Origin of the sequence: Polynucleobacter sp. AP-Titi-500A-B4, assembly GCF_018688095.1 — a bacterium.
Classification (GTDB): Bacteria; Pseudomonadota; Gammaproteobacteria; order Burkholderiales; family Burkholderiaceae; genus Polynucleobacter.
On record NZ_CP061311.1, the window covers coordinates 1,772,449 to 1,798,746 of the forward strand.

Here is a 26,298-nt window from a genome sequence, read left to right on the forward strand (position 1 = left end):
AATAGCCGCATGAGCCAACAAAATACGAATCCCGCTAATTGGTACTCCGCCGTTGATAAAACGTCGGACACCGACGATCAACGCATTGATAACATTTCTGTTCTGCCACCGCCAGAGCATCTGATTCGCTTCTTTCCAATCTCTGGAACACCGACTGAAACATTAATCAGCAAGACGCGTAAAAAGATCCGCGACATTATTCACGGAAAAGATGATCGCCTACTCGTCATCATTGGGCCTTGCTCGATTCATGATCCAAGAGCAGCATTGGAGTATTGCCAACGTCTCCTAGCTGAGCGTGAGCGCTTTGCTGGTGAATTAGAAGTTGTGATGCGCGTGTATTTTGAAAAGCCACGTACGACCGTTGGCTGGAAGGGTTTGATTAATGACCCCTACCTTGATGAGTCATATCGCATTGAAGAAGGTCTGCGCCTTGCTCGCCAAGTGCTCATGGAAATTAATCGCCTCGGCATGCCAGCGGGCAGCGAATTCTTAGATGTCATTTCTCCACAATATATTGCTGACCTCATTTCTTGGGGTGCTATTGGTGCGCGCACAACTGAGAGCCAAGTACATCGCGAACTTGCTTCTGGTTTATCTGCGCCGATCGGATTTAAGAATGGCACTGATGGGAACATCAAAATCGCAACAGATGCAATTCAAGCGGCAGGTCGTCCACATCACTTCTTGTCTGTTCACAAAAATGGTCAGGTATCGGTTGTGGAAACGAAAGGTAATAAAGATTGCCACGTGATTCTACGTGGTGGCAAAGAACCTAACTATGAAGCAAAATTTGTTCAGTCAGCATGCTCTGAGCTTGAGGCTGGTAAGCTTCGCGCCAGTTTGATGGTTGATTTGTCGCATGCTAACTCCAGTAAGAAACATGAGCGTCAAATTGTTGTTGCAGATGATGTTGCCAAGCAAATCGAATCTGGTTCACATCAGATTTTTGGTGTCATGATTGAAAGTCATCTCAATGACGGTGCTCAGAAATTCACACCGGGCAAAGATGATCCTAGCAAGCTGGAATACGGCAAGAGCATTACCGATGCCTGCATTAATTGGGATGATTCAGTTCAGGTATTAGAGCGTCTTGCCGCTGCAGTTAAAAAACGCAGAAGCAAGAAAAAGTGATGTTGTAACTCGCTACAACTAATCAGCAGAAAGAATGAAAGAGGCAAATTTATTTAGTCTCTTTTTTTTCGTGCTTCCACAGTACATCTGTTCCACCTGCGGCACGATTGAGAATACGAGCAACGACAAAGAGAAGATCTGATAAACGATTGACGTATTGACGAGGGGAATCATATAAAGGCTCTTCCCAGCCTAAGCGCACGATGGAGCGCTCTGCTCTTCTACAAACAGTGCGGCATACATGAGCTTGTGCTGCAGCACGCGTTCCGCCAGGCAAAATAAATTCTGTTAGTGGTGGCAATTCCTTGTTGTATTTCTCTAGCCAGATATCCAATTGGGCTACATGATCAGGATTCAGTAACTTGTAGTTTGGAATACAGAGTTCACCACCTAAATCAAATAAATCATGTTGAATCTGTAAAAAGAGGGCACTCAACTCTTCGGCAATGCTTGTGGGGAAGTCTTCGGTCATCAAAACACCGATTTCTGAGTTGAGCTCATCAACATCACCCATGGCGCAAATACGCAAATGATCCTTCTCAACGCGACTTCCGTCTCCCAGACCAGTCATGCCAGCATCGCCCGTTCTTGTGGCAATTTTTGATAGTCGATTTCCCATGAGCTTAATTATAGGTAAATGGCTAAAATGATTGCTATGAATATGGTGACCCCGCCCCCCGATCTGGCCGCTATTAGCGCCCTTCAGTCCAAACTGGTTTCAGCCCTGCGCCCGATTCTTCCGGAATACGCCCTGCTTTGGGAGCCAGAAGACACGATTCCTTACGAATGTGATGGTTTGGCAGCCTATCGGCGCATGCCATTAGCTGTCGCCCTTCCAGAAACCGAAGAGCAAGTAGCTCAAATTCTGAAGATTTGTTTTGAAATGCAAATCCCAGTAGTGCCTCGTGGATCTGGTACTGGTCTGTCTGGCGGTGCAATGCCCTTATCTCAGGGCCTCGTACTGTCACTCGCCAAATTAAAGAAGATTCTCAGTATTGACCCATTTACTCGCACTGCAGTGGTTCAGCCAGGAGTACGTAATTTGGCGATCTCAGAAGCAGTAGGTCACTTAGGCTTGTACTACGCTCCAGATCCTTCATCACAAATTGCCTGCTCAATTGGTGGCAACGTCAATGAAAATTCTGGTGGTGTGCACTGCCTAAAATATGGTCTGACCTTACACAACGTCTTGCGAGTTCGTGGCGTTCTCATGAATGGCGAGATCATCGAATTTGGCAGCTTGGCTCCGGATTCTCCAGGCTTAGACTTACTAGCAATCATGATGGGTAGCGAGGGCATGCTTGCTGTAGTGACCGAAGTAACCGTGAAGTTGGTTGCCAAACCAAAACTAGCCCGCGTCATTATGGCGAGCTTTGACGATATTGAAAAAGGTGGCAATGCCGTTGCCGCTATTATTGCTGCTGGCATTATTCCTGCAGGCTTAGAAATGATGGATAAGGCTACTACTCGGGCAGTAGAAGAGTTTGTTCATGCAGGCTATGACTTAGACGCAGCCGCTATTTTGCTTTGTGAGTCAGATGGCACACCAGAAGAAGTTGCCGAAGAAATTGAACGCATGACCAAGGTACTTGAGCAAGCGGGTGCAAGCGGCATTCAAATCTCCAAAGATGAAACTGAGCGTTTGAAGTTTTGGAGTGGTCGCAAGAACGCTTTCCCCGCTGCAGGCCGCTTAGCCCCTGACTATTACTGTATGGACGGTACGATTCCGCGTCGTCACATTGCTACATTACTAAAGCGCATTCAAGGCATGGAAGAAAAATATGGTCTTGGTTGCTTGAACGTTTTCCATGCAGGTGATGGCAATATGCATCCACTCATTTTGTTTAATGGTGCCGATCAAGAAGAATGGCATCGCGCTGAAGAATTTGGCACAGAAATATTGGAAGCATGTGTAGAGCTGGGTGGCACTATCACTGGTGAGCACGGTGTGGGTATCGAAAAGATCAATTCGATGTGTGTGCAGTTTGGAGAAGGTGAGCGTGAATCCTTCTGGGGCGTCAAAGCGGCATTTGACCCAGAAAAACTTCTTAATCCAGATAAGGCTATTCCTACTTTGAGCCGTTGTGCTGAGTATGGCCGTATGCGCATTAGTGGCGGCAATCTGCCTCACCCAGAATTGGAGCGCTTTTAATGACCGCTCCTAATTCAACGATAGAAAGTTTTCGTGAGCAGATTCTCAATGCAGCCAATAATAAAACTTCACTTTCCATTGAAGGTGGAGGCACGAAAGCTTGGTACGGAAATACTAATTCCAATGCGAAATTAAATACGCGCCCCTATTCCGGCATCTTGGAATACCAACCTGAAGAGTTAGTGATTACTGCTTGTGCTGGCACGCCACTCAAAGAAATTGAAGCGGCCCTCAAAGAAAAAAACCAAGTTCTCGCATTTGAGCCTCCCCACTTTGGGGAGCATGCCACTTTTGGCGGCGCAATTGCTGCAGGACTCGCAGGGCCCGGTCGCATCAGCGTTGGCAATTTTCGTGACTTTGTTCTAGGCGCTCGTATTCTGGACGGCAAGGGTCAAGACCTCTCCTTTGGCGGCAAAGTCATGAAGAACGTTGCGGGTTACGACGTCTCTCGTCTACTCCCAGGATCGATGGGAACGCTGTCTTTATTACTTGAGGCATCAGTAAAAGTTTTACCAAAGCCTGCTGCTACAGCAACCTTACGTTGCCAAATCCCTCAAGAGAAAGCATTGAAGGTTCTCAATGAATGGGCAGGTCAGCCCCTCCCTCTATCAGCAAGCTGCTGGATTGGCAATGGCAAGGATACTGATGGTGAATTAACGATTCGCTTGGCAGGTGCTGCTGCTGCAGTAAAGGCCGCCATTCCTTTGATGAGTTCTTTAGTACTTGCCAAGGAAATCGACCCAACGATAGCTGAAGTTTTTTGGAATGATTTGCGCGAGCAAAAACTTTTACCATTCACCAATCTCGGCGCTGATCAAACCCTCTATCGCCTAGCCCTACCTGCAGTATGTGGACCACTGGCAGTACCAAACTCTGAAGATAATCTTGTTCTCGAATGGCATGGCCAACAACGCTGGATCAAAGCAAATGGTGATGAAGCAACATTTGCTGCCATCAAACTATTGGCCACTAATCATGGCGGTCATGCAACGCGATTTAAACAAGGCAGCAATGTAGATCCATCTTTTGAGCGCTTTACTTTGCTGAGCGAGCAAGCGCACTCTAAAGCTCTTGAAGCAGTACAAGCACGCCTAAGATTGGCTTTTGATCCGGCCAGTGTATTTGCCACTAAACGTCTTCCATAAGTATTTCTATGCAAACTCAACTCGCCCCTCAATTTGCCAATACCCCAGAAGGGATAGAAGCTGCCCGTATTCTGGGTAAATGCGTTCACTGCGGTTTTTGTACCGCGACCTGTCCTACCTATCAATTACTTGGCGACGAGCTTGATGGACCTCGCGGCCGTATCTACCTCATTAAGCAAATTGCTGAAGGTCAAGCGCCAACAGAAAAGACACGCTTGCATTTGGATCGCTGCCTCACATGTCGTAATTGCGAAAGCACTTGCCCTAGTGGCGTGCAATATGGAAACTTAATCGATATCGGACGTAAATGGGCAGAAGAAAATACCCCAGAGCGCCCACTAGGTCAGCGTATAACTCGTTGGGCCCTTAAAGAAGGTTTAACTAAACCAGCATTATTTAATTCAGCAATGGCTTTGGGTCGTTTGGTGCGCCCCTTGATGCCAAGTGGTATCAAGCGCAAGATTCCACTCACTAAAAATAAAGCTTTAGGTCAAGCAACTGATCCTTATGCCAGACCAAGAACACAGCACAGTCGTAAGATGCTGATTCTGGAAGGTTGCGTTCAGCCCGGCATGCTACCGAATATCAATTCGGCAACTGCAAGAGTATTGGATGCTTTAAAGATTCAACTGATTAGCGCACCCAACGCAACTTGCTGTGGCGCGCTTCGCTATCACCTAAATGATCAAATAGGCGGCCTAGAGAATGCTAAGCAAAATATTGATGCGTGGTGGCCGCTGGTTGAGCAAGGCGTTGAAGCAATTGTGATGACCGCATCGGGATGCGGTGTAATGGTCAAAGACTACGGTCATCTCTTGGCGCATGATTCTGCATATGCCGCTAAAGCAAAGAAAATTTCAGGTCTGACTAAAGATATTGCGGAGATTTTGCCTTCACTGCAAGATGAATTAGTTCAACTCATTGGCTCTGATCAAAAACCTGGTGTGGTTTATCACCCACCCTGCACATTGCAGCATGGTCAACAGATACGCGGCAAGGTTGAGGGCTTGCTTTCTGGTTTAGGAATTGGCGTGCGCTTGTGCAATGACAGCCACCTCTGCTGCGGCTCTGCTGGAACTTACTCAGTTACTCAGCCAGAGCTTTCAGAGCAGCTACGTAAGAACAAGTTAGCGCACCTGAATGCAGCCTGCGAAGAGTCAGGAGCTAATGTAATTGTTTCCGGAAATATTGGATGCATTACCCACCTCCAGCAAGATGACACGCCAGTACTTCACTGGATTGAAATCGTAGATCAATTGATCAGCAAATCCTCCAAGGCCCAATGAATTCAATTGTGGTTAACCTCATGCAGGTGCGGCAGCGTATTGAACTTGCAGCCCTAGCCGCAAAACGCGAACCAGAAGACATTGAGCTCTTAGCAGTAAGTAAAACCTTTCCCGCATCTGCCATTGAAGAGGCGATGCATGCCGGACAATCGGCATTTGGCGAGAACTACGTTCAAGAAGGTATTGAAAAAATTATTCAACTTGAAAAGTTACGCCCTTGGCTGGTATGGCACTTTATTGGGCCACTACAAAGTAATAAAACCAGAGAAGTTGCTGAGCATTTTGATTGGGTTCATAGTGTGGATCGACTCAAGATTGCCGAGCGCCTGTCCGCCCAACGGGGCGAGTTTCCCAGCTTGGCAGAATTACAGGTATGCGTTCAGGTCAACGTGAGCGAAGAAGAGAGTAAAAGCGGTGTTCCACTCTCAGAGGCAGAAGCCATATGTGATGCAATTAGCAAATTACCCAACATCGTACTGCGTGGCCTCATGGCTATTCCAGCACCCAACCCAGACCCCAAGATGCAGCGGGAGGCGTTTGCCGCTGTCCGCGATTGTTTTCAAGGCATTCAATCTCGTCACTTAGTCGACCCAGACTATCAATTCTTCGACACCCTCTCTATGGGCATGTCTGATGATTTAGAGGCCGCCATAGCTGAAGGCAGTACCATGGTTCGTGTGGGAACAGCCATTTTTGGGAAGCGCGATAAGATTACTAAATGAGCCAACACAAGAACATGCAAAACAATAGCAATGCACATATCACTTTCATTGGTGGCGGCAATATGGGTCGCGCCTTAATTAGTGGTCTGCTAGCAAATGGGTTTGAACCCAATCAAATCACTGTGGTTGAAGCAAATGCAACAACTGCCTTAAAACTACATGAAGACTTTGGCGTCCAAGGTATTGGCGCCTTGGAGCAGATTACATTTGATTTTTCAAAAAATAATGTGGTGGTCATGGCCATCAAGCCACAAGACTTTAATGTGGTTGCTAAAGGCTTAGCTTCTAAACTCAAACATGTGAGTGCGTCTGGTCCGCTCATCTTGAGTATTGCTGCAGGAATTCGACTCAAAGATATGAGTCGCTGGTTAGATCACGCACGTTGTGTGCGCGCCATGCCCAATACCCCTGCGCTGATCGGTAAAGGCATTACCGGTTTATTTGCAGATGCTGCAGTCAATACATCTGATCGCGCCCTGGCTGAAACTATCTGCAATGCAGTTGGTCAGGCGGTTTGGGTTTCTGAAGAAAAATTGATGGATGCTGTCACAGCAGTTTCTGGCAGTGGCCCTGCTTATGTCTTTGCATTTTTAGAGGCGATGCAGTCTGCAGGTGAAAAGCTAGGCTTAGATGCACAGACCGCTCGCAAATTAGCTTATGCAACCCTAGAAGGCGCCACTCAGCTAGCCCACAACTCGGAAGAACATGCCGGTATCTTGCGTGAACGTGTGACCTCTAAAGGTGGCACAACCGCTGCTGCACTTGAAGTCATGAAACAACATGGTTGGCATGAGATTCTTGAAAAAGCAATTGATGCTGCAAGTCAGCGCGGCAAAATGATGGGTGATGAATTAGGCAAAAACTAGCCTAATTCATACTAAGCCCCAAAACAATCCCTAAGAATAAAAACCCTCCCAGCCAGTTATTGTGACGGAAGGCTAAGAAGCATTCTTCTCGACCTCTAGTAGAGACGAGTTTCATGTGGTAGATCGCACAGCCTAAAGCCATTAACCAACCGACTAAAAAGTAGTTGCTCAGGTCGGCCAGTTGTGCCACCCAAAGTTGACTTACAAACAAGATTGCATAACTGATGCCGATCGCTAGCACGTCATAGCTTCCAAAAGTAATCGCTGAGGTTCGCAATCCCAAACGTAAATCATCCTCTCGATCGACCATGGCATAGGCCGTGTCATAGGCAATAGCCCAAAAAATATTCCCCACAAATAAGACCCAAGCTTCTAATGGAATAAAGTCCAAAATTGCCGCATAAGCCATAGGAATACCAAAACCAAATGCAATACCAAGTACTGCCTGTGGCATAGCAAAGAAACGTTTTGTAAAGGGGTATATGAAAGCGACTAACAAGGCCAAGACGGAAAGTTGCTTCGTGAAAGTGTTGAGAGGCTGAATCAACAAAAATGCAAGAAGAGCCAATACAACGGCAACAGCAACGGCTCCTTTTCCAGAAATCTTTCCACTGGTAACTGGGCGTCCTTGGGTTCTTTGGACATGACGATCAAAATCGCGATCTGCATAATCATTCATAGCGCAACCAGCACTACGCATTAAAAACGTACCAATCACAAAAATAAATAAGATATTGAAATCAGGAATTCCGGAGCTTGCCAACCACAGAGCCCATAGCGTTGGCCACAAAAGTAATAGTGTGCCAATCGGCTTATCTAAGCGAATTAAATAGGCGTAAGCTTTGAGCCGATCGTTAAATGACATAGCCAGAATTATGCCTTCAGAAACTCTGCTCGAGAACCTAACCAACGCTCTAAATGACGCTCAACAATATCAGCATGGTCTGCCAATAAACGTTCAGCCGCCTGCTGAGCCAGCTCAATGAGCCACGCATCTCGCTGCAAATCTACAAAGCGAAGCATGGCATCCCCAGATTGTTTAGCACCCAATAGTTCGCCAGGGCCCCGAAGTGATAAATCACGCTCTGCAATCACAAAGCCATCTGAAGTCTCGCGCAGTGTTTGTAGGCGCTCTTTGGCCGCTAAAGATAAAGGCTCTGCATACATCAAAATACATACTGAATCGGCGGAGCCCCGACCCACACGCCCACGTAATTGATGAATCTGGGCATAACCAAAGCGCTCAGCATGCTCAATCACCATCAATGCAGCATTAGGCACATCAACACCCACCTCAATCACAGTAGTTGCGACTAGCAGTTGAATTTCATTGGCCTTGAACGCCGCCATCACGGCTGCTTTTTCATCCGCTTTTAAACGCCCATGCACTAGACCAACCTTGAAGTCTGGCAAGGCCTGAGTTAATTGCTCAAAACTCTCTACTGCAGTTTGCAACTGCAAGGCCTCTGACTCTTCAATCAAAGGACAAACCCAATAAGCCTGCAAACCTTTAGAGAGCCAGCTTTGTAATCCGCCAATCACTTCATCTCGACGGCTAGCTTTTACAACTTTAGTGGCAATCGGCTTACGGCCAGGAGGTAGCTCATCAATTACCGAAACATCAAGGTCTGCGTAATAGGTCATCGCCAAAGTACGCGGTATTGGTGTAGCAGACATCATCAATTGATGGCAGTAAAACAATTCAGAGCCAACACGTTGCTGAATCTCTAAACGCTGGCGCACGCCAAAACGATGTTGCTCATCAATGACCGCTAACCCCAGTTTTGCAAAACTCACATTCTCCTGAATCAATGCATGGGTACCAATAATCAGTTGGGCCGCACCGCTCTCAATAAGCTCTTGAGCCAATCTTTTTTCTTTAGCCTTTAAGCTACCGGATAACCAAGCAACTTGGACCCCTAAAGGCTCAAACCACTCTTTCATCTTCAAGTAATGTTGCTCAGCCAAGATTTCAGTAGGCGCCATTACTGCCGCTTGATAACCATGATCCATAACGCGTGCAGCCGCCAACGCAGCTACAACGGTCTTACCACTACCTACATCGCCCTGAAGAAGACGATTCATTGGGAATGCTTTAGATAAATCAGTGCCAATTTCATTCCAAACTCGGGCCTGAGCAGCTGTTAATTGAAATGGCAAGACCTTTAGCAATCCCGCTTCGAGGCTCTTATTCTCTTTAGTCAGCTTAAAACTGGGTGCATGTCGCTCTCTGCGAATCGCATGTGCGCGCTTTAAAGAAATTTGCTGAGCAAGTAACTCTTCAAACTGTACTCGTCGCCATGCTGGGTGCGTCCGCTCTAATAGAGCTTGTGTATCAGCATTGGCGGGTGGTTGATGGAGATAAGTAATAGCAGCCTGTAGGTTTGGCCAATCATGACTGGGCAGTAATTCCGCCATCAATTTTTTTGGTAAGAACTCAGCCAAACTCTCTTGCAAACTCGGATCGCGCAATGCCTGAGTAACTGCCTTACGAATTGCTGCTTGTGACACTCCTGCGCTTGCTGGGTAGACTGGAGTCAAGCTTGTTGGCAGTGGTGCATCAGGATTCACTGCACGCACCGTTGGATGAACCATCTCAGGACCCTGGAAGCCCTCGCGGATCTCACCTCGTACGCGAACGTGAGTACCAACCGCCATTTGCTTTTGCTGGCTTGGATAGAAATTCAGAAACCGAAGTTGCAAAGTTTCCGTATCGTCTTCGATCGTGACAAGCATCTGCCTTCTAGGCCGAAAGAGGACTTGATTTCGAATGACTATTCCCTGGGTCTGTACTGAGCTAAAACGCCCCTGTATTAAGCCCTCCTCAATCGTGCATAACTCAGTCTCATCCTCATATCGCGATGGCAGATGCAAAGCAAGGGCCATTGGGCTGTCTAAACCCATTTTTTGCAGTGTGTTTGGCGCTTGTTTGCTAGTCATCGTTAAAATCCCATACCTGATGGTAATGCTATGCAACTCTCTGACTTCAATTACGAACTCCCAACCGAGCTAATCGCCCAGCATCCCTTGGCGAATAGAACTGATAGCCGCCTCCTAGAGGTCAAGCTTGATGGGGGTAATCACGTCGAGTTATTAGATCGTCAGTTTAAGGACATTCTTAACCTGATAAAGCCAGGGGACTTATTAGTCTTTAACGACACCAAAGTCATCCCAGCCCGACTTCACGGCAAAAAAGAGACTGGGGGCAATGTTGAGCTCCTAATCGAGCGCATTAGCGGCGATAAACAAGCGTGGGTTCAGATCCGAGCTTCCAAAGTTCCAAAGACCGGCTCCATGGTTCATGTTTACAACCAAGCTGGCGAGACCTTTCCAGTCGAAATGATTGACTATGATGGGCGCTTTTATGAAGTGCGCTTTCCAGAAAATGTATTTGCCTTACTCGAGCGCTTCGGCGAGCTACCCCTTCCTCCATACATCGAGCACCAACCAGATGGTGAAGATGCGCAGCGCTACCAAACTGTTATTGCAAAAAATCCAGGAGCCGTTGCTGCGCCAACTGCTGGACTGCATTTTGACGCACAGATTCTCAAGCAACTCAATGATCAGGGAGTTCAGCGGGCCACCGTAACCTTACATGTTGGCGCAGGTACCTTTACCCCAGTTCGCGAAGAAGACTTATCCAAACACAAAATGCACTATGAATGGTTCTCTATTCCAAAGGAGACCCTACAGGCCATTGCAGATACCAAGCTTCATGGTGGAAGAGTCATTGCTGTTGGCACTACGAGCTTACGCGCACTAGAGAGTCATGCCCTAAATGGCCAAAGCAGTGGCGAGACCAATCTATTTATAACCCCTGGGTTTCTATTTAAAACAGTAGATTGTTTGCTAACCAACTTTCATCTGCCAAAATCTACCTTATTGATGTTAGTAAGTGCCTTTGCGGGTATGGACAATATTCGCGCCGCATACCAACATGCAATTGATCAGAAATATCGTTTCTTCAGTTATGGGGATGCGATGTTTCTTTGCCGACTTGAGAATACAAAGCCATGACCAAACCTGTTCACTTTAATATTTTGGCGCGCGACTCCCAGAGTCCTGCACGCCTTGGTCAGCTTGATCTTCCCCATGGCAGTGTGCAAACCCCAATCTTCATGCCCGTGGGAACTTATGGCACTGTGAAGGCGATGACGCCACGTGATCTCAATGAAGCTAAAGCACAAATCATTCTTGGAAATACTTTTCATCTTTGGTTGCGGCCAGGTTTAGATGTCATCAAAAAACATGGTGGTCTGCATCGCTTCATGGGCTGGGATAAACCCATCCTGACTGACTCAGGGGGTTTTCAAGTATTTAGCTTGGGGGCATTACGCAAGATCTCTGAAGAGGGTGTCACCTTTGCATCCCCCATTAATGGCGACAAGCTATTTATGTCGCCAGAGGTATCGATGGAAATCCAGGCAGTACTCAATAGCGATATCGCAATGCAGTTTGACGAGTGCACGCCTTATGAAATCAAGGGTCAGCCTACTTCAGAAAAAACTGCACGCGCCTCATTAGAAATGTCCCTGCGCTGGGGCGATCGTTCACTCAAACGTTTTAGAGAACTTAATACTGGCAATGGTCTTTTTGGTATCGTACAAGGTGGTATGTTTGAGAACCTTCGTGAGTTCTCATTAGATGCTGTGAGTCAGCAAGGCTTTGATGGCATCGCTATTGGTGGTCTATCTGTAGGAGAACCAAAACCTGAGTTTGAAAGAATTCTGAATTTCACCGCACCGAAATTACCCAAACAGATGCCCCACTACCTCATGGGAGTAGGTACACCTGAAGACCTCATGTTAGGGGTGAGCTTGGGTATTGATATGTTCGATTGCGTGATGCCTACCCGTAACGCTCGGAACGGGTGGCTATTTACCCGTTTTGGCGACCTGAAATTGCGCAATTCTGGCTACAAAGACGATGATCGCCCTCTTGATCCCACATGCGCTTGCTATACCTGCCAAAACTTCACCCGCTCCTACTTAAATCACCTCCAAAAGGCTAATGAGATTCTGGGCTCACAACTCAATACGATCCACAACTTGTCTTATTACCTTCAACTCATGACTGAGGTCAGGGAAGCCCTTAGCAAGGATCGTTTTAGTGCTTATCGCGAGGAATTCCACGCCAATCGGCAACGTGGCGTGGAACCTGGGCAGGATTAACCACCCTAGAGGGGTATTAACCCCCTCAAATCTACTCTAAAGCCCCATACCGTTTAGAATTGCGGGTTTACGGCTTTCTATTTAAAGCCTAAAAATGAAGCAGTTTCCAATTGGTAATTAACGGAGGTTTTGTATGTGGATTAGTAACGCTTTTGCTCAGGCTCCAGCCGCGGGCGCAGATGCTGGTGGCTTGATGAGCTTCCTACCTTTGATTTTGATGTTTGCGGTTTTGTATTTCATCATGATTCGCCCACAAATGAAGCGTCAAAAAGAAACCAAAGCAATGCTTGCAGCTTTAGCTGTTGGTGATGAGGTGGTTACTGTTGGCGGCATCTTCGGCAAAGTATCAGCACTAAAAGATGATGTAGTCACAGTTGAGATTGCTGCAAATACTCAAGTGCAATTACAAAAAGGTGCTATCACCACAGTATTGCCAAAAGGCACGCTGAAGTCTGCTTAATACGTTTGATTAAAAGTATCTCGATATGAATCGCTACCCTCTCTGGAAATATATAGTTATCGCCGTTGCATTATTAATTGGCGGACTTTACTCATTACCTAATTTCTATGGTGAGGCTCCAGCGGTTCAAGTCTCGTCCGCCAAACCAACCATCAAGGTTGATTTGGCGACACAGTCTCGTGTTGAAAAGATTCTGACTGAGGCAGATATCAACAGTACTGGCATATTTTTTGAGAGCGCTGGCAATGTAGGCTCTATCAAAATTCGCTTTAACAATACAGATATTCAATTACGTGCACGCGATCTCTTGCAACAGAAATTGAATGTTGATCAGAATGACCCCAATTACACCGTTGCATTAAACCTCTTATCCAATACCCCTGGATGGTTAAATGCAATCAATGCTTTGCCAATGCCGCTCGGCCTAGACTTGCGTGGCGGCGTCTACTTCCTTCTGCAAGTAGATATGAAAGGTGCCGTCCAGAAAAAGGTGACCTCTTTAGCGACCGATATCCGCAGTCAATTGCGCGATAAGAATATTCGCCATCAAGGCATTGATCGTAGCCCAGAGTCAATCTCCATTAACTTTGGTAGCGCAGATGAAGCTGAAGTAGCACGTACTCTTTTAAATACATCTCAACCAGATTTAGTTTGGTTGATTAAAAACAGTGGTGGATCTGTAAAGTTATTCGGTGAATTCAAACCCAAGGCTTTAAAAGACGTTCAAGATAATGCCGTCAAACAGAACATCATCACTCTCAATAAGCGAGTAAATGAGCTTGCGGTAAAAGAGCCTGTGATTCAACAACAAGGCGCTGAGCGCATTGTGGTGCAGTTACCGGGCGTACAAGATACGGCGCGTGCCAAAGATATTATTGGTCGTACTGCCACCCTGGAATCTCGCTTGGCAGATCCAATCGTGTCGACGATTGGGCTTGGTGAAACACCGCCTCCAGGAATGGATACCTTCCGTTTCGGTGAAAACCGTTTAGGTGTATTTAAAAAGTCTGTGATTTTCAGCGGCGATCGCATTACTGATGCTAGTGCTGGCTTTGATCAGAACCAACGTCCTGCAGTCAACATCTCTTTAGATGCCGCCGGTGGTCGCGTGATGCAAGAAGTAACTCGTGAAAACATCGGTAAACCGATGGGCATGATTTTGTTTGAAAAGGGTAAAGGCGAAGTGCTAACCATTGCCACCATTCAAGGTGAATTTGGCTCTAAATTTCAAATCACCGGTCAGCCCACTACCGAGAGTGCCAATGACTTGGCCCTTTTATTGCGCGCGGGCTCATTGGCGGCGCCAATGGAAATCATTGAAGAGCGTACCATCGGACCAAGCTTGGGCGCTGAGAATATTGAAAAAGGCTTTAAATCGCTCCTAATTGGATTTGCAGCCATTGCTATTTTCATGATGGCCTACTACTTGTTATTTGGCACGTTCTCAGTAGTTGCGTTAGCCGTGAACTTATTACTACTGATTTCTGTACTGTCAATGCTACAGGCTACCCTCACCTTACCGGGCATCGCGGCGATGGCATTGGCTCTTGGTATGGCGATTGACTCCAACGTATTGATTAACGAACGTATTCGTGAAGAGTTGCGTAATGGAGCAGCGCCTCAAACTGCCATTGCCGTTGGCTTTGATAAAGCATGGGCAACGATTCTAGACTCTAACGTGACAACCCTGATCGCCGGCTTAGCGCTCCTAGCCTTTGGCTCTGGCCCTATCAAAGGCTTTGCAGTAGTTCACTGCTTGGGTATTCTGACTTCAATGTTCTCGGCTGTCTTCTTCTCTCGCGGTCTTGTCAATCTTTGGTACGGCAGACACAAGAAGATTCAAAAACTCGCGATCGGCCAAGTTTGGCGTCCACAGGAGAAATAAGCCATGGAATTTTTTAGAATCAAAAAAGACATTCCATTTATGCGCCACGCATTGGCGCTCAATGCCATTTCTTTGATTACCTTTTTAGCTGCAGTCTTTTTCCTTTGGCATAACGGCCTGCATCTGTCTATTGAATTTACAGGTGGCACGGTCATGGAAGTTAGCTATCCACAGACCGCCCCCATCGACTCGATCCGCTCTAAAGTTGAAAAACTGGGCTACGCCGATACCCAAATTCAGAATTTTGGCAGCTCACGTGATGTGATGATTCGCTTACCTTTACAAAAAGATGCTGAAGGAAAGCTCATTTCCTCTGCAGATCAAAGTAATGCAGTGATGCAGGCGCTTGAACCAGCAACGTCTGGCGTCAAACTACAGCGCGTTGAATTCGTGGGACCACAAGTTGGTCAAGAGTTGGCGATTGATGGTCTTAAAGCATTGATTTTTGTAATCATCGGCATTGTGCTGTATCTTTCCTTCCGCTTCGAGTGGAAATTTGCGCTTGCCGGCATCATTGCCAACTTGCATGACGTAGTCATCATCCTGGGCTTCTTTGCTTTCTTCCACTGGGAGTTCTCACTGTCAGTATTGGCTGCTGTCCTGGCGGTGTTGGGCTACTCTGTAAATGAGTCAGTTGTGATCTTTGACCGTATTCGCGAGAACTTCCGCAAATATCGCAAGATGAACACCCGCGAAATTATTGATAACGCCATTACCAGCACAATTAGTCGTACCGTCATTACCCACGGTAGTACCGAGATGATGGTACTTGCGATGCTGATCTTCGGTGGTCCAACGCTCTTCTACTTTGCCTTGGCACTTACGATCGGTATTTTGTTTGGTATTTATTCTTCAGTATTCGTTGCTGCTGCACTAGCAATGTGGCTAGGCGTAACTCGCGAAGATTTAGTCAAGGGCGATAAAAAGCCAGATGACAACGCACGCAATGACGACCCGAACTTCGGGGCACGCGTTTAGGCGGGACTAGCTTAAAGAAAAGTTTTGTTGATCAAGAGCGGCTAATATTTTTTTAGTCGCTCCTTGATGCTCAACTGAGTAGGCTTGTGCGGCTTCACTCATTTTGCTTAACTCTGTTGAATTCAAGAGCAACTCTTGTAAGGATTTCATCAAAGCGGTTGTTTCCCCAAGCGGCACATCGCCATTAATGCGCTTTGCCGCCCCAGCTTGAATGGCATCCAAAGCTGCTTGCTGGAAGTTGTAAGTGTGCTCTCCAAGTAAAACAGGACAACCGGCAGCACAAGCTTCAATCAGGTTCTGTCCACCAAAAGGCAATAAGCTACCACCCATGACCACCAAATCTGATGCGCTGTAATACATTGACATCTCGCCCATAGAGTCACCAAGGATGACATCCAATTCAGTGCCATCCTTGGGTAAGCCAGACCACTCTGAACGACGGCGGAACTTTAATCCTGCCGCATGAATTTGATTAGCCACATCCGCAAAACGCTCAGGATGACGAGGTACTATGCAAAGTAAAGGTAAGGCATTAAACGCTTTGGTCAGGAGCAAGTCTTTCCAGGCCTTGAGAATAATTTCTTCTTCGCCATCACGCGTACTCGCAGCACACACCATCAAACGGTTTGTTGCATGTAAATCCTTCTGCCATTCTTTGCCTTGAGCAACTAACTTAGCATCCAGAGGAACATCAAACTTGAGATTGCCAGAAATGAGTACATTTTTCACACCAAGACTGCGATAACGTCGTGCATCAAATTCAGTTTGCGCCAAGATGCCGGCAAAGGCTTGAAATAAAGCACGCCCAGCTTCACCAAAGCGATTTACTCGACGCGCACTCCTTTCGGAAAGACGGGCATTGACCAGAAACAAAGGTAGGCCAATTTCAGCGCAACGAAACACGACTGTTGGCCAAGCTTCAGTCTCCATGAAGAGTCCAAACTTCGGCTTAAACGTTTTGAGAAAATGCTCTACACACCAGCAAAGGTCGTAAGGTAAATACACCTGACGAATTTTTCCAGTGGCAATGGCTTTGCTAAATAGCTGCCTACCAGTTCGACGGCCGTTTAAGGTCATGTGCGTAAGCAAAATAGATTCGCCACGAGCGAGGTATGCCTCAATCAATGGCTGAGCAGCACGAGTCTCCCCAACCGAAACTGCATGGATCCAAATGGAGCCTTTGAGAACCGGCTTGTCATAGCCAAAGCCGAGACGCTCAGGTATGTGATGTAAGTAAGCAAATGAATGGCGTGCACGCCAAGCTAAGCGAACAAAAGCCAATGGCAAGAAGAGATGCCATAGCAGTTGATAAACAGCAAACCAAAACCAAGGACGCGCCCCGTATTCTGAATTGGAAGTCACGCTCACTTTTTGAGACGTTCGGTCAATTCGACCGCCTTACCAAGATAAGAAGATGGAGTCATCTCGAGCAAACGCGCTTTTGCATCATCTGGAATCTTCAAGCCACGAATGAAGTTTTGCAAATCTGCTTGATTAATGCCTTTACCACGAGTCAATTCTTTTAACTGCTCGTAGGGGTTCTCGATGCCATAACGGCGCATCACAGTTTGTACTGGCTCAGCCAATACTTCCCAGCACTCATCGAGATCTGCAGCAATCGCTGCATGATTAACCTCCAGCTTACCTAAACCACGCAACGCGCTGTCATATGCCAATACGCTATGACCAAATGCAGGGCCCAAATTTCGCAGGACAGTGGAGTCAGTGAGATCACGTTGCCAACGAGAAATCGGCAACTTTTCTGCCAGGTGACGCAACAAGGCATTCGCAACACCTAGGTTACCTTCGGAATTTTCAAAGTCGATAGGGTTGACTTTATGAGGCATGGTAGATGAACCGATCTCACCCGCTTTAGTACGTTGCTTAAAGTAGCCAACCGAAATGTATGCCCAGAAGTCACGATCCATATCTAACAAGATAGTGTTAGCGCGAGCAATTGCATCAAAGAGTTGCGCCATGCCGTCATGCGGCTCAATCTGAATCGTATAGGGATTAAAGGTTAAGCCAAGACGCTTCTCAACAACATTCTTTGAAAAATTTTCCCAATCAAAATCTGGATAGGCGGATAAATGTGCGTTGTAATTACCAACCGCTCCATTCATCTTGCCAAGGAGTGGCGCCGCAGCGATAGATTCGATGGCACGTTCTAAGCGTTTGGCAATATTGGCAATCTCTTTTCCTAAAGTGCTTGGTGAAGCAGGTTGGCCATGCGTACGAGAAAGCAAAGGCACCTTTGCATTCTCAAGGGCTAAATCAGTTAATACAGAAAGTACTTTGCGCAGCTGTGGCAACAACACATCATCACGCGCACCCCGCAACATCAACCCGTGTGAAGTGTTATTGATATCTTCAGAGGTACAAGCAAAGTGAATAAACTCACTTGCTTTTAATAAATCAGGGCGGCCCGCTACCTTCTCTTTTAAGAAATACTCAACTGCTTTAACGTCATGGTTTGTTACAGCTTCAATATCTTTAATGCGCTGTGCATCTGCATCAGAAAAGTTTTCTGGAAGCGAGAGTAAAAAGGCCTCGTCTGCGGCATTAATCTTCGGAACATCTGGCAAACCAGCGGCCGCTAAAGCGAGCAACCAATGAATCTCTACAAAAACGCGCTGGCGCATAAAAGCAGCCTCAGATAGCCAAGGACGCAAAGCATCCAGTTTTCCGGCATAGCGACCGTCTAAGGGGGAAAGGGCATTGAGGGTAGAAAGCGGCTGACTCACGAATATTGCCTTTGCATTGGATAAATCAATAAAACCTAATTTTAATGCGTTCTGGGCTTGGGCAAAGCTCAGTTTGGGTAGCTATACTGTGCCCTATGAAACTCATCGGATCCCTCACTAGCCCCTATGTACGTAAAGTACGCATTGTTTTCTTGGAAAAAAAGCTTGATGTTGACCTTGAATTAGACAATGTATGGGCTGCAGACACCAAAATCGCCAATTCCAACCCCCTAGGGAAGGTTCCCTGCCTTATTGCTGATGATGGGGAGGCTATTTACGACTCTCGCGCCATCGCTGAATATGCTGATGGCCTAAGTCCAGTCAGTAGATTGATACCGACCGATAATCGCGAGCGTGCGACAGTCAAGACCTGGGAAGCCCTGGCCGACGGAGTCATGGATGCCGGTATTTTGGCGCGCTTGGAGCGCACTTGGCGCCCTGCTGATCAACAAAGCTCCGCTTGGGTTGATCGCCAAATGGGAAAAATTCAAAATGCACTTCGTCAAATGTCTGAAAAACTGGGTGGAAATGCCTGGTGTCATGGCAATCAAATGACTTTAGCTGATGTTGCCGTTGGCTGTGCAATTGGCTATTTGCTCTTCCGCTTTCCAGAGATCAAGTGGCAAGTTCAATATCCAAATTTAGATCGCCTGTACCAAAAATTATTACAGCGTTCTTCATTTATTGAAACTGAACCGCCTGCTGCATAAGCTCTTATTTGTATTTAGGCGGAAATAATTCCGCCACCCAAACAAATATCACCGTCATATAAAACAGCAGATTGTCCAGGCGTCACCGCCCACTGCGCTTCTGGAAAACTTAAACTAAATTTCAAGGACTGGTTATCTGCACTGAGTGTGCATGTAGAATCAGCTTGGCGATATCGCGTCTTGGCAGAATAATTTCCTGATGCTGGTGCAGTGCCAGCAATCCAACTGGCATCAATGGACTCAAGCTGGTTGACCAATAACCATGGGTGTTCATGGCCCTGAACAACATACAAAGTATTGTTATCTACATCCTTTCGAGCAACATACCAAGCATCGCCATTGCCATCCTGGCTGCCGCCCAAGCCGATGCCCTTGCGCTGACCTAAAGTAAAAAACGCTAAGCCCATATGCTCGCCAACAATTTTGCCTTCCGGCGTTTTAATGGGGCCTGGCACACGGGGTAAGTAGCGGTTTAAGAATTCTCTAAATGGTCTCTCACCAATAAAACAAATTCCAGTGGAATCTTTTTTCTTCGCATTATGCAAACCAATTTTTTCGGCAATCGTACGAACTTCTGTTTTTGGGATTTCGCCCAATGGAAATAAAACGTTTGCCAATTGCTGCTGAGTTAAGCGATGTAAAAAATAACTTTGATCTTTTGTTGCATCTAAGGCTTTTAATAATTGCACCCTGTTACCTTCATGGCGCACTCTTGCATAGTGGCCTGTAGCAATTGCATCTGCACCCAGACTCATGGCATGGTCTAAAAAGGCCTTGAACTTAATTTCAGCATTACAAAGAACATCTGGATTAGGGGTGCGCCCTGCAGCGTACTCGCGTAAAAATTCAGCAAAAACGCGTTCGCGGTATTCAGCCGCAAAATTGACCGCCTCAACGTCAATTCCGATCAAATCCGCTACTGAGACAACATCCAACCAATCTTGGCGGGCCGAACAATATTCATCGTTATCGTCATCCTCCCAATTCTTCATAAAAAGGCCTATAACTTCATAGCCTTGTTCCTTGAGCATCCAGGCGGCAACCGACGAATCTACGCCCCCAGACATGCCAATAACGACTTTCTTGGGGTTTGTAGGTGGGATTCCGGAAGAATTGAGCTGGTTCATCAAAAAAATGCGAAAATGCTTTCTAGACAGATAAACCCCATTGTAGAAGTCTCAACCAGACTTCGCATGATTTTAGGCAAAACCATAGCCGGCGGACTTGGGGCCCCAATAGATAGGTAAAACCTACCCTGTTTATCTATAGAATAGATTCTTTATAAATTTTGCTTTTGGAGACATGCCATGCGCATAGGAGTGCCGCTGGAAACGAGACCCGGAGAAACTCGGGTTGCTGCCACACCAGAAACCGTTAAAAAACTGATTGGCCAAGGCCATACTGTTGTCATCCAAAAAGGTGCTGGAGTACAAGCCAGTCAACCGGACTCTGCGTATGAATCTGTAGGCGCATCGATTGGTAGCGCATCTGATGCCTTTGGTGCCGAGATTGTTCTCAAGGTACGCGCGCCCGAGGCTGCAGAACTCAAGCAGATCAAATCTGGCAGCGTGCTGATTGGCATGCTCGATCCGTTTGATAACGACAATATTGCCGCTATGGCTGCTCAGGGTATTACAGGCTTCTCATTAGAGGCAGCTCCACGCACCACTCGTGCACAAAGCATGGATGTCTTGTCATCTCAAGCAAACATCGCTGGCTACAAGGCAGTGATGGTTGCTGCGAATGAATATCAACGCTTCATGCCAATGTTGATGACTGCTGCTGGTACTGTGAAGGCCGCGCGCGTATTAATTCTTGGTGCTGGTGTTGCTGGCTTGCAAGCTATTGCTACTGCAAAGCGTTTGGGCGCTGTTATTGAAGCTTCCGATGTACGCCCTGCTGCCAAAGAACAAATTGAATCTTTAGGCGCCAAGTTTGTTGATGTTCCTTACGAAACAGATGAAGAGCGTGAAATCGCTCAAGGCGTTGGTGGCTATGCCCGCCCAATGCCAGAGGCATGGATGAAGCGTCAAGCAGCTCTGGTTGCTGAGCGCGCACAACAAGCTGACATCGTGATTACTACGGCATTGATTCCAGGGCGCAAGCCGCCAGTTCTCTTGCATAGCGATACCGTTACCAATATGAAACCAGGTTCTATCGTGATTGACTTGGCTGCTGGCAAGGGTGATAACGGTTCAGGTAACTGCCCTCTGACTCAAGCAGATAAGGTGATTGACGTGAACGGCGTAAAGATTGTCGGTTACACCAATCTAGCAAGCATGGTTGCTGCTGATGCCTCTGCACTCTACGCGCGTAACTTGCTCGATTTCATGAAGCTGATTGTCGATAAAGAAGCGAAGTTAGTTATCCCAAGTGATGACGACATCGTTACCGCCTGCTTAATGTGTCGTGATGGCCAAGCCATCCGTAAAAACTAATAGAACATTCATACGAAGGAAACATCATGGATCTCGCTGCTTTTCAAAGCATCCTCACAGTCCAAAACATCACCGTGTTTGTCTTGGCTATTTTTGTTGGCTACCACGTGGTTTGGAATGTAACCCCTGCACTACATACCCCTTTGATGGCTGTTACTAATGCTATTTCTGGAATCATTATTGTTGGCGCACTCTTGCAGACCGAAGTTATTGGTGGCGATGAGATCACCCTCACCAGCGTGATTGGTGCAATTGCGGTTTTCCTTGCCTCAATCAATATTTTTGGTGGCTTTATGGTTACCCGTCGCATGCTGGAGATGTTTAAGAAAAAAGCTCCTAAGGCTGATGCAGCTGCTAAATAAATAGAACAAGATCTATAGAGACCAAAATAATGTCAAACATAACCGCTATTTCTTATCTCATTTCATCGGTGTTGTTCATCCTCGCATTGCGTGGTTTGTCCTCACCAACTACCTCACGCCAAGGCAATACCTTCGGCATGATTGGTATGTTGTTAGCCGTAATTACTACCTTCTTTATTCCTGACTTTAAGCCAGTCTTCTCGCTGATCATTGGCGCTGTTGTCGGTGGTGCAATTATCGGTACGATCGCAGCCAAACGCGTACAAATGACCAAAATGCCTGAGTTAGTGGCATTGATGCACTCTTTTGTTGGCTTGTCTGCTGTGTTGATTGCCATTGCCGCAGTCTTTAATCCTGCACAAGAACATACTGGTGCGCAAAAGATTGAACTGTTTATTGGCGCATTTATTGGTGCAATCACCTTTACTGCTTCTGTGATTGCTTTTGGTAAATTATCAGGAAAAGTCAGTGGTAAACCGGTCACTTTCTCTGGTCAGCACTTACTCAACTTAATCTTGGCTATTTCGATGGTTGGGGCGGGCATTGCTTATTACATGGGTGACAGCCACGCAGCCTTCTTGGCGATGTGCGCGATTGCTTTGGTATTAGGTGTGACATTGATCATCCCCATTGGCGGCGCTGATATGCCAGTGGTTGTATCCATGCTTAACAGCTACTCTGGTTGGGCAGCAGCAGGTATTGGCTTTACCTTGAATAACCCAGTATTGATCATCGCTGGTGCTTGCGTAGGCTCTTCAGGTGCAATTCTGTCCTACATTATGTGTAAAGCGATGAACCGCTCTATTGTTGCCGTATTACTCGGTGGCTTTGGTGCTGAAGCAGCTGCAGGCGGCGGCGATGATGGCAGCCCTAAGAACTACAAAACAGGTTCACCAGAAGATGCTGCTTTCCTAATGGAAAATGCTGATACTGTCATCATCGTTCCAGGTTATGGTCTTGCAGTTGCTCGCGCGCAGCACGCACTCAAAGAGTTAACAGAAAAGTTAACTCATCATGGTGTTACCGTGAAATACGCGATTCATCCGGTTGCGGGTCGTATGCCTGGTCATATGAACGTTCTCCTGGCTGAGGCAGAAGTGCCATACGATCAAGTATTTGAGATGGAAGATATCAATAGCGACTTTGGACAAGCTGACGTAGTACTAGTTCTGGGTGCAAATGATGTTGTCAATCCTGCAGCTCGAACACCAGGTAGCCCTATTTTTGGTATGCCAATTTTGGAAGCCTTCAAAGCCAAAACCATCATCGTCAATAAACGCTCGATGGCCGCTGGTTATGCTGGTTTAGATAATGAACTCTTCTACATGGATAAAACCATGATGGTCTTCGGTGATGCGAAGAAGGTCGTAGAAGACATGGTTAAAGCTGTTGAATAAGCACAAGCCTTAACCACTCAAAAACCGCCTTCGGGCGGTTTTTTATTACGCTAAGATATGACTAAGAAGCGTCAACAAAACGCTTAATTACTAAATAAACCGAGACGATATGCAAATCAAGCCAACATTAATACCCCTTCTGATTTCCCTCTGCGCAATATTTTGGACGGGGTCAGTCAGCGCTCAAGCAAACTATCCCAGTCGCCCCATCCAAACCATCATGCCACTTCAAGCGGGTAGTGGTGTAGATATTCTGATGCGCCCGATTGCACAGAAAATGAGTGAAAACTTAGGTCAAGCAATCACGATAGAGAATATTCCGGGTGGTGCGGGATTAATTGGTACAGCAAAAGTTGCACAAAGTCCTGCTGATGGCTATGTATTAGGTGCGTTTAATGACAGCATCCTCACTATGCTTCCCAATCTTTACAAAAAGATTGATTACGATCCCGTGCAAAGTTTTGCGCCCATCTCTGAAGTGGCGGCGATTACTTTTGTCATGGTTGCTAACCCGTCCTTTCCCGGTAATACCGCGGCAGACTTAGTGCGCATCGCAAAAGAAAAGCCTGGCAAGATTGACTATGCATCAGGAGGCAATGGCTCACCACAACACATTGGTATGGAAATCTTCCGCCAATACACTGGCGCGCCCATAGTGCATATTCCTTATCGTGGCGCAGCAGCTGCAGTAACTGATGTCATGGCTGGCCAAGTACCCGTAATGATCAGTGCTTTATCAGTTGTGCTTCCCCATATTCGCGCTGGCAAACTAAAAGTACTAGGGGTCGCCAGCAAAACAAGGTCGCCGCTACTACCAAATGTCCCAACCATTAATGAGAGCGTGAAAGGTTATGAGTTCTCAACTTGGGGGGCTCTACTAGCACCTAAAGGTACCTCACCAGCCATGATTGAAAAGCTCAATGAATCCTTAGCAACTGCGCTTAAGGATCCAAAATTGCGTGAACAACTGATTCAGCAGGGCTTTGAATTTGTGCCGCTGGGACCAGATCATTTAAAAGAAATGATTGCGCAGGGATTAGCAAAAATGAAGAAGGTAATAAAGGATGGTGGCATTCAGCCTGACTGATTACTGTTTGAAATAAATCAATTACAAGAAATAGAAAACGCCTGGTCTTTTGAACCAGGCGTTTTAGTTTCTACGATCGAGCGATCGAGGAAATGTACGGCTATTACATCATGCCGCCCATACCACCCATGCCGCCCATACCACCCATATCAGGCATGCCGCCACCAGCAGACTCATCCTTTGGAGACTCTGAGATTGCACAATCAGTAGTCAACAACAAGCCAGCAACAGAGGCTGCATTTACCAATGCGGTTTTAGTAACTTTAGTTGGATCGATCACACCTTGTGCAACGAGATCGCCGTATTCACCGGTAGCTGCGTTGTAGCCGTTGTTACCTTTGCTCTCTTGAACAGCATTAACAACCACGCCAGCATCTTCACCAGCATTGCTAACGATAGTACGAAGAGGCTCTTGCATTGCACGTAATACGATGCTTATACCAGCGTCTTGATCAGCATTGTCGCCTTTCAAGCCCTTGATGCCTTGCATAGCACGAATCAAAGCCACACCACCGCCAGGAACAATACCTTCTTCAACTGCGGCACGAGTTGCATGCAATGCATCATCAACACGAGCTTTCTTCTCTTTCATTTCTACTTCAGTAGCAGCGCCAACACGAATCACTGCAACACCGCCCGCCAACTTAGCAACGCGCTCTTGCAACTTCTCCTTGTCGTAGTCACTTGTAGCTTCGTCGATCTGAACACGAATGTTCTTCACGCGCGCTTCAATTGCCTTAGCATCGCCAGCACCATCAATGATGATGGTGTTTTCTTTGCCAACTTCGATACGCTTTGCTTGACCTAGATGCTCAAGTGTAGTTTTCTCGAGTGTGAGGCCAATTTCTTCGGCGATCACAGTGCCGCCAGTCAATATCGCAATATCTTCCAACATCGCTTTACGACGATCACCAAAACCAGGAGCCTTAACAGCACAAGTTTTGATAATGCCGCGAATATTGTTTACTACTAAAGTTGCTAAGGCTTCGCCTTCAACATCTTCAGCAATGATCAACAATGGGCGGCCAGATTTCGCTACTTGCTCGAGCACTGGGAGCAAATCGCGAATGTTAGCAATCTTCTTGTCAAACAAGAGAACAAATGGGTTTTCTAATACGGCAACTTGTTTCTCAGGCTGATTGATGAAGTATGGAGAAAGGTATCCGCGATCAAACTGCATCCCCTCTACTACCTCGAGCTCGTCTTCCAAAGACTTGCCATCTTCAACTGTAATAACGCCTTCTTTGCCTACTTTTTCCATCGCTTCTGCAATGCGCTGACCGATGCTGTGGTCGCTGTTTGCAGAGATAGAGCCCACTTGAGCGATTTCTTTAGTAGTAGTGCAAGGCTTGCTAATTTTTGCGAGCTCTTCGATCGCAGCAGTAACAGCTTTATCAATACCGCGCTTCAAGTCCATTGGGTTATGGCCTGAAACAACATATTTCATGCCTTCGCGAACAATAGATTGCGCCAAAACAGTTGCGGTGGTTGTACCGTCACCAGCGATGTCGGCAGTTTTGGAAGCAACTTCCTTCACCATCTGAGCACCCATATTTTGAAGCTTATCTTTCAGTTCAATTTCTTTTGCTACAGACACACCATCTTTAGTGATGGTTGGTCCGCCAAATGAACGCTCGATAACAACGTTACGACCCTTTGGTCCGAGAGTTGTTTTTACTGCGTTCGCAAGAATGTTTACGCCTTCGACCATCTTGGTACGGGCGTTATCTCCAAATACAACGTCTTTTGCTGCCATGATTA

The 26,298-nt window shown here is 46.7% G+C and carries 23 protein-coding genes; 16 read left to right on the forward strand and 7 right to left on the reverse strand.

Features of this window, described 5'->3' with window-relative positions:
* Nucleotides 1–9: 9 nt before the first annotated feature.
* Nucleotides 10–1,134 (forward strand): 3-deoxy-7-phosphoheptulonate synthase, encoded by a 1,125-nt coding sequence (locus FD968_RS08870; protein WP_215365664.1) that lies wholly within the window; start codon nucleotides 10–12, stop codon nucleotides 1,132–1,134.
* Between the two features lie 49 nt (nucleotides 1,135–1,183).
* Here FD968_RS08870 and FD968_RS08875 read toward each other — a convergent pair whose 3' ends face one another.
* Nucleotides 1,184–1,753, reverse strand: a complete 570-nt coding sequence (locus tag FD968_RS08875) for a cob(I)yrinic acid a,c-diamide adenosyltransferase (protein WP_215365666.1) — start codon at nucleotides 1,751–1,753, stop codon at nucleotides 1,184–1,186.
* A gap of 42 nt (nucleotides 1,754–1,795) precedes the next feature.
* Between FD968_RS08875 and FD968_RS08880 the strand changes: the two genes are divergently transcribed.
* The 5 genes from FD968_RS08880 to proC are packed head-to-tail and all read left to right on the forward strand — an operon-like array spanning nucleotide 1,796 to nucleotide 7,305.
* Nucleotides 1,796–3,286: an FAD-linked oxidase C-terminal domain-containing protein gene (locus tag FD968_RS08880; RefSeq protein WP_215368130.1), complete on the forward strand. Its 1,491-nt coding sequence runs from the start codon at nucleotides 1,796–1,798 to the stop codon at nucleotides 3,284–3,286.
* Complete coding sequence (gene glcE / locus FD968_RS08885) at nucleotides 3,286–4,431, forward strand: glycolate oxidase subunit GlcE (RefSeq protein ID WP_215365668.1); 1,146 nt, start codon at nucleotides 3,286–3,288, stop codon at nucleotides 4,429–4,431. Before FD968_RS08880 ends, glcE begins: the two co-directional genes overlap by 1 nt.
* Nucleotides 4,432–4,439: 8 nt before the next feature.
* Nucleotides 4,440–5,717 (forward strand): glycolate oxidase subunit GlcF, encoded by a 1,278-nt coding sequence (glcF, locus tag FD968_RS08890; RefSeq protein WP_215365670.1) that lies wholly within the window; start codon nucleotides 4,440–4,442, stop codon nucleotides 5,715–5,717.
* Nucleotides 5,714–6,439 carry a YggS family pyridoxal phosphate-dependent enzyme gene (locus tag FD968_RS08895; protein ID WP_215365673.1) on the forward strand — a complete coding sequence of 242 codons (726 nt, stop codon included), beginning with the start codon at nucleotides 5,714–5,716 and terminating at the stop codon, nucleotides 6,437–6,439. The genes glcF and FD968_RS08895 overlap by 4 nt, the downstream gene beginning before the upstream one ends.
* Nucleotides 6,436–7,305 (forward strand): pyrroline-5-carboxylate reductase, encoded by an 870-nt coding sequence (proC, locus tag FD968_RS08900; RefSeq protein WP_215365675.1) that lies wholly within the window; start codon nucleotides 6,436–6,438, stop codon nucleotides 7,303–7,305. Before FD968_RS08895 ends, proC begins: the two co-directional genes overlap by 4 nt.
* A gap of 1 nt (nucleotide 7,306) precedes the next feature.
* On the opposite strand, the gene ubiA is transcribed toward proC, so the two are convergent.
* Both ubiA and recG read right to left on the reverse strand, forming a co-directional pair.
* Entirely contained in the window at nucleotides 7,307–8,170 is an 864-nt protein-coding gene (ubiA, locus tag FD968_RS08905; protein ID WP_215365677.1) for a 4-hydroxybenzoate octaprenyltransferase, read from the reverse strand.
* A gap of 8 nt (nucleotides 8,171–8,178) precedes the next feature.
* Complete coding sequence (recG, locus tag FD968_RS08910; RefSeq protein ID WP_215365679.1) at nucleotides 8,179–10,245, reverse strand: ATP-dependent DNA helicase RecG; 2,067 nt, start codon at nucleotides 10,243–10,245, stop codon at nucleotides 8,179–8,181.
* A gap of 30 nt (nucleotides 10,246–10,275) precedes the next feature.
* On the opposite strand from recG, the gene queA reads away from it, so the two are divergent.
* The 5 genes from queA (at nucleotide 10,276) to secF (ending at nucleotide 15,799) form a co-directional block, all read left to right on the forward strand.
* Nucleotides 10,276–11,322, forward strand: a complete 1,047-nt coding sequence (gene queA, locus FD968_RS08915; protein WP_215365681.1) for a tRNA preQ1(34) S-adenosylmethionine ribosyltransferase-isomerase QueA — start codon at nucleotides 10,276–10,278, stop codon at nucleotides 11,320–11,322.
* Nucleotides 11,319–12,476 carry a tRNA guanosine(34) transglycosylase Tgt gene (tgt, locus tag FD968_RS08920; RefSeq protein ID WP_215365683.1) on the forward strand — a complete coding sequence of 386 codons (1,158 nt, stop codon included), beginning with the start codon at nucleotides 11,319–11,321 and terminating at the stop codon, nucleotides 12,474–12,476. Before queA ends, tgt begins: the two co-directional genes overlap by 4 nt.
* Before the next feature lie 133 nt (nucleotides 12,477–12,609).
* Nucleotides 12,610–12,936: a preprotein translocase subunit YajC gene (gene yajC / locus FD968_RS08925; RefSeq protein WP_215365686.1), complete on the forward strand. Its 327-nt coding sequence runs from the start codon at nucleotides 12,610–12,612 to the stop codon at nucleotides 12,934–12,936.
* A gap of 25 nt (nucleotides 12,937–12,961) precedes the next feature.
* Nucleotides 12,962–14,821 (forward strand): protein translocase subunit SecD, encoded by a 1,860-nt coding sequence (secD, locus tag FD968_RS08930; RefSeq protein ID WP_215365688.1) that lies wholly within the window; start codon nucleotides 12,962–12,964, stop codon nucleotides 14,819–14,821.
* Between the two features lie 3 nt (nucleotides 14,822–14,824).
* On the forward strand, nucleotides 14,825–15,799 hold the full coding sequence (gene secF, locus FD968_RS08935) for a protein translocase subunit SecF (RefSeq protein ID WP_215365690.1): 975 nt from the start codon (nucleotides 14,825–14,827) through the stop codon (nucleotides 15,797–15,799).
* A 6-nt stretch (nucleotides 15,800–15,805) separates the two neighbouring features.
* Here secF and FD968_RS08940 read toward each other — a convergent pair whose 3' ends face one another.
* On the reverse strand, nucleotides 15,806–17,161 hold the full coding sequence (locus FD968_RS08940; protein ID WP_371817737.1) for a 3-deoxy-D-manno-octulosonic acid transferase: 1,356 nt from the start codon (nucleotides 17,159–17,161) through the stop codon (nucleotides 15,806–15,808).
* Nucleotides 17,162–17,163: 2 nt separating this feature from the next.
* Nucleotides 17,164–18,543, reverse strand: coding sequence for an adenylosuccinate lyase (gene purB, locus FD968_RS08945; protein ID WP_215365694.1), 1,380 nt, complete (start codon nucleotides 18,541–18,543; stop codon nucleotides 17,164–17,166).
* Between the two features lie 95 nt (nucleotides 18,544–18,638).
* Between purB and FD968_RS08950 the strand changes: the two genes are divergently transcribed.
* Nucleotides 18,639–19,253 carry a glutathione S-transferase gene (locus FD968_RS08950; RefSeq protein ID WP_215365696.1) on the forward strand — a complete coding sequence of 205 codons (615 nt, stop codon included), beginning with the start codon at nucleotides 18,639–18,641 and terminating at the stop codon, nucleotides 19,251–19,253.
* A 14-nt stretch (nucleotides 19,254–19,267) separates the two neighbouring features.
* Here the strand turns inward: FD968_RS08950 and mnmA are convergent, their stop codons facing one another.
* A complete protein-coding gene (gene mnmA, locus FD968_RS08955) occupies nucleotides 19,268–20,380 on the reverse strand; it encodes a tRNA 2-thiouridine(34) synthase MnmA (RefSeq protein WP_215365698.1) in 1,113 nt (370 codons plus the stop codon).
* Between the two features lie 180 nt (nucleotides 20,381–20,560).
* On the opposite strand from mnmA, the gene FD968_RS08960 reads away from it, so the two are divergent.
* From FD968_RS08960 to FD968_RS08975, 4 genes are all read left to right on the forward strand, one after another.
* On the forward strand, nucleotides 20,561–21,691 hold the full coding sequence (locus FD968_RS08960) for a Re/Si-specific NAD(P)(+) transhydrogenase subunit alpha (protein WP_215365700.1): 1,131 nt from the start codon (nucleotides 20,561–20,563) through the stop codon (nucleotides 21,689–21,691).
* A 26-nt stretch (nucleotides 21,692–21,717) separates the two neighbouring features.
* Nucleotides 21,718–22,053: a proton-translocating transhydrogenase family protein gene (locus tag FD968_RS08965; RefSeq protein WP_215365701.1), complete on the forward strand. Its 336-nt coding sequence runs from the start codon at nucleotides 21,718–21,720 to the stop codon at nucleotides 22,051–22,053.
* Nucleotides 22,054–22,082: 29 nt separating this feature from the next.
* On the forward strand, nucleotides 22,083–23,450 hold the full coding sequence (locus tag FD968_RS08970; protein WP_215365703.1) for an NAD(P)(+) transhydrogenase (Re/Si-specific) subunit beta: 1,368 nt from the start codon (nucleotides 22,083–22,085) through the stop codon (nucleotides 23,448–23,450).
* A 109-nt stretch (nucleotides 23,451–23,559) separates the two neighbouring features.
* Nucleotides 23,560–24,537, forward strand: a complete 978-nt coding sequence (locus FD968_RS08975; RefSeq protein WP_215365705.1) for a tripartite tricarboxylate transporter substrate binding protein — start codon at nucleotides 23,560–23,562, stop codon at nucleotides 24,535–24,537.
* 103 nt (nucleotides 24,538–24,640) lie between these two features.
* Here FD968_RS08975 and groL read toward each other — a convergent pair whose 3' ends face one another.
* The gene (groL, locus tag FD968_RS08980) at nucleotides 24,641–26,293 is read right to left on the reverse strand and encodes a chaperonin GroEL (RefSeq protein ID WP_215365707.1); all 1,653 of its coding nucleotides are present in this window, start codon (nucleotides 26,291–26,293) and stop codon (nucleotides 24,641–24,643) included.
* Nucleotides 26,294–26,298: the final 5 nt, after the last annotated feature.

Excerpts from the sequence above, each read along its gene's own strand:
- glcE (WP_215365668.1), top strand. The coding sequence starts at position 3,286 with ATGACCGCTCCTAATTCAACGATAGAAAGTTTTCGTGAGCAGATTCTC.
- tgt (WP_215365683.1), top strand. The coding sequence starts at position 11,319 with ATGACCAAACCTGTTCACTTTAATATTTTGGCGCGCGACTCCCAGAGT.
- ubiA (WP_215365677.1), bottom strand. The coding sequence starts at position 8,170 with ATGTCATTTAACGATCGGCTCAAAGCTTACGCCTATTTAATTCGCTTA.
- recG (WP_215365679.1), bottom strand. The coding sequence starts at position 10,245 with ATGACTAGCAAACAAGCGCCAAACACACTGCAAAAAATGGGTTTAGAC.
- groL (WP_215365707.1), bottom strand. The coding sequence starts at position 26,293 with ATGGCAGCAAAAGACGTTGTATTTGGAGATAACGCCCGTACCAAGATG.
- FD968_RS08895 (WP_215365673.1), top strand. The coding sequence starts at position 5,714 with ATGAATTCAATTGTGGTTAACCTCATGCAGGTGCGGCAGCGTATTGAA.
- mnmA (WP_215365698.1), bottom strand. The coding sequence starts at position 20,380 with ATGAACCAGCTCAATTCTTCCGGAATCCCACCTACAAACCCCAAGAAA.
- FD968_RS08875 (WP_215365666.1), bottom strand. The coding sequence starts at position 1,753 with ATGGGAAATCGACTATCAAAAATTGCCACAAGAACGGGCGATGCTGGC.
- queA (WP_215365681.1), top strand. The coding sequence starts at position 10,276 with ATGCAACTCTCTGACTTCAATTACGAACTCCCAACCGAGCTAATCGCC.
- FD968_RS08965 (WP_215365701.1), top strand. The coding sequence starts at position 21,718 with ATGGATCTCGCTGCTTTTCAAAGCATCCTCACAGTCCAAAACATCACC.
- proC (WP_215365675.1), top strand. The coding sequence starts at position 6,436 with ATGAGCCAACACAAGAACATGCAAAACAATAGCAATGCACATATCACT.
- FD968_RS08870 (WP_215365664.1), top strand. The coding sequence starts at position 10 with ATGAGCCAACAAAATACGAATCCCGCTAATTGGTACTCCGCCGTTGAT.
- secD (WP_215365688.1), top strand. The coding sequence starts at position 12,962 with ATGAATCGCTACCCTCTCTGGAAATATATAGTTATCGCCGTTGCATTA.
- FD968_RS08975 (WP_215365705.1), top strand. The coding sequence starts at position 23,560 with ATGCAAATCAAGCCAACATTAATACCCCTTCTGATTTCCCTCTGCGCA.
- FD968_RS08880 (WP_215368130.1), top strand. The coding sequence starts at position 1,796 with ATGGTGACCCCGCCCCCCGATCTGGCCGCTATTAGCGCCCTTCAGTCC.
- FD968_RS08950 (WP_215365696.1), top strand. The coding sequence starts at position 18,639 with ATGAAACTCATCGGATCCCTCACTAGCCCCTATGTACGTAAAGTACGC.
- yajC (WP_215365686.1), top strand. The coding sequence starts at position 12,610 with ATGTGGATTAGTAACGCTTTTGCTCAGGCTCCAGCCGCGGGCGCAGAT.
- glcF (WP_215365670.1), top strand. The coding sequence starts at position 4,440 with ATGCAAACTCAACTCGCCCCTCAATTTGCCAATACCCCAGAAGGGATA.
- FD968_RS08960 (WP_215365700.1), top strand. The coding sequence starts at position 20,561 with ATGCGCATAGGAGTGCCGCTGGAAACGAGACCCGGAGAAACTCGGGTT.
- FD968_RS08970 (WP_215365703.1), top strand. The coding sequence starts at position 22,083 with ATGTCAAACATAACCGCTATTTCTTATCTCATTTCATCGGTGTTGTTC.
- secF (WP_215365690.1), top strand. The coding sequence starts at position 14,825 with ATGGAATTTTTTAGAATCAAAAAAGACATTCCATTTATGCGCCACGCA.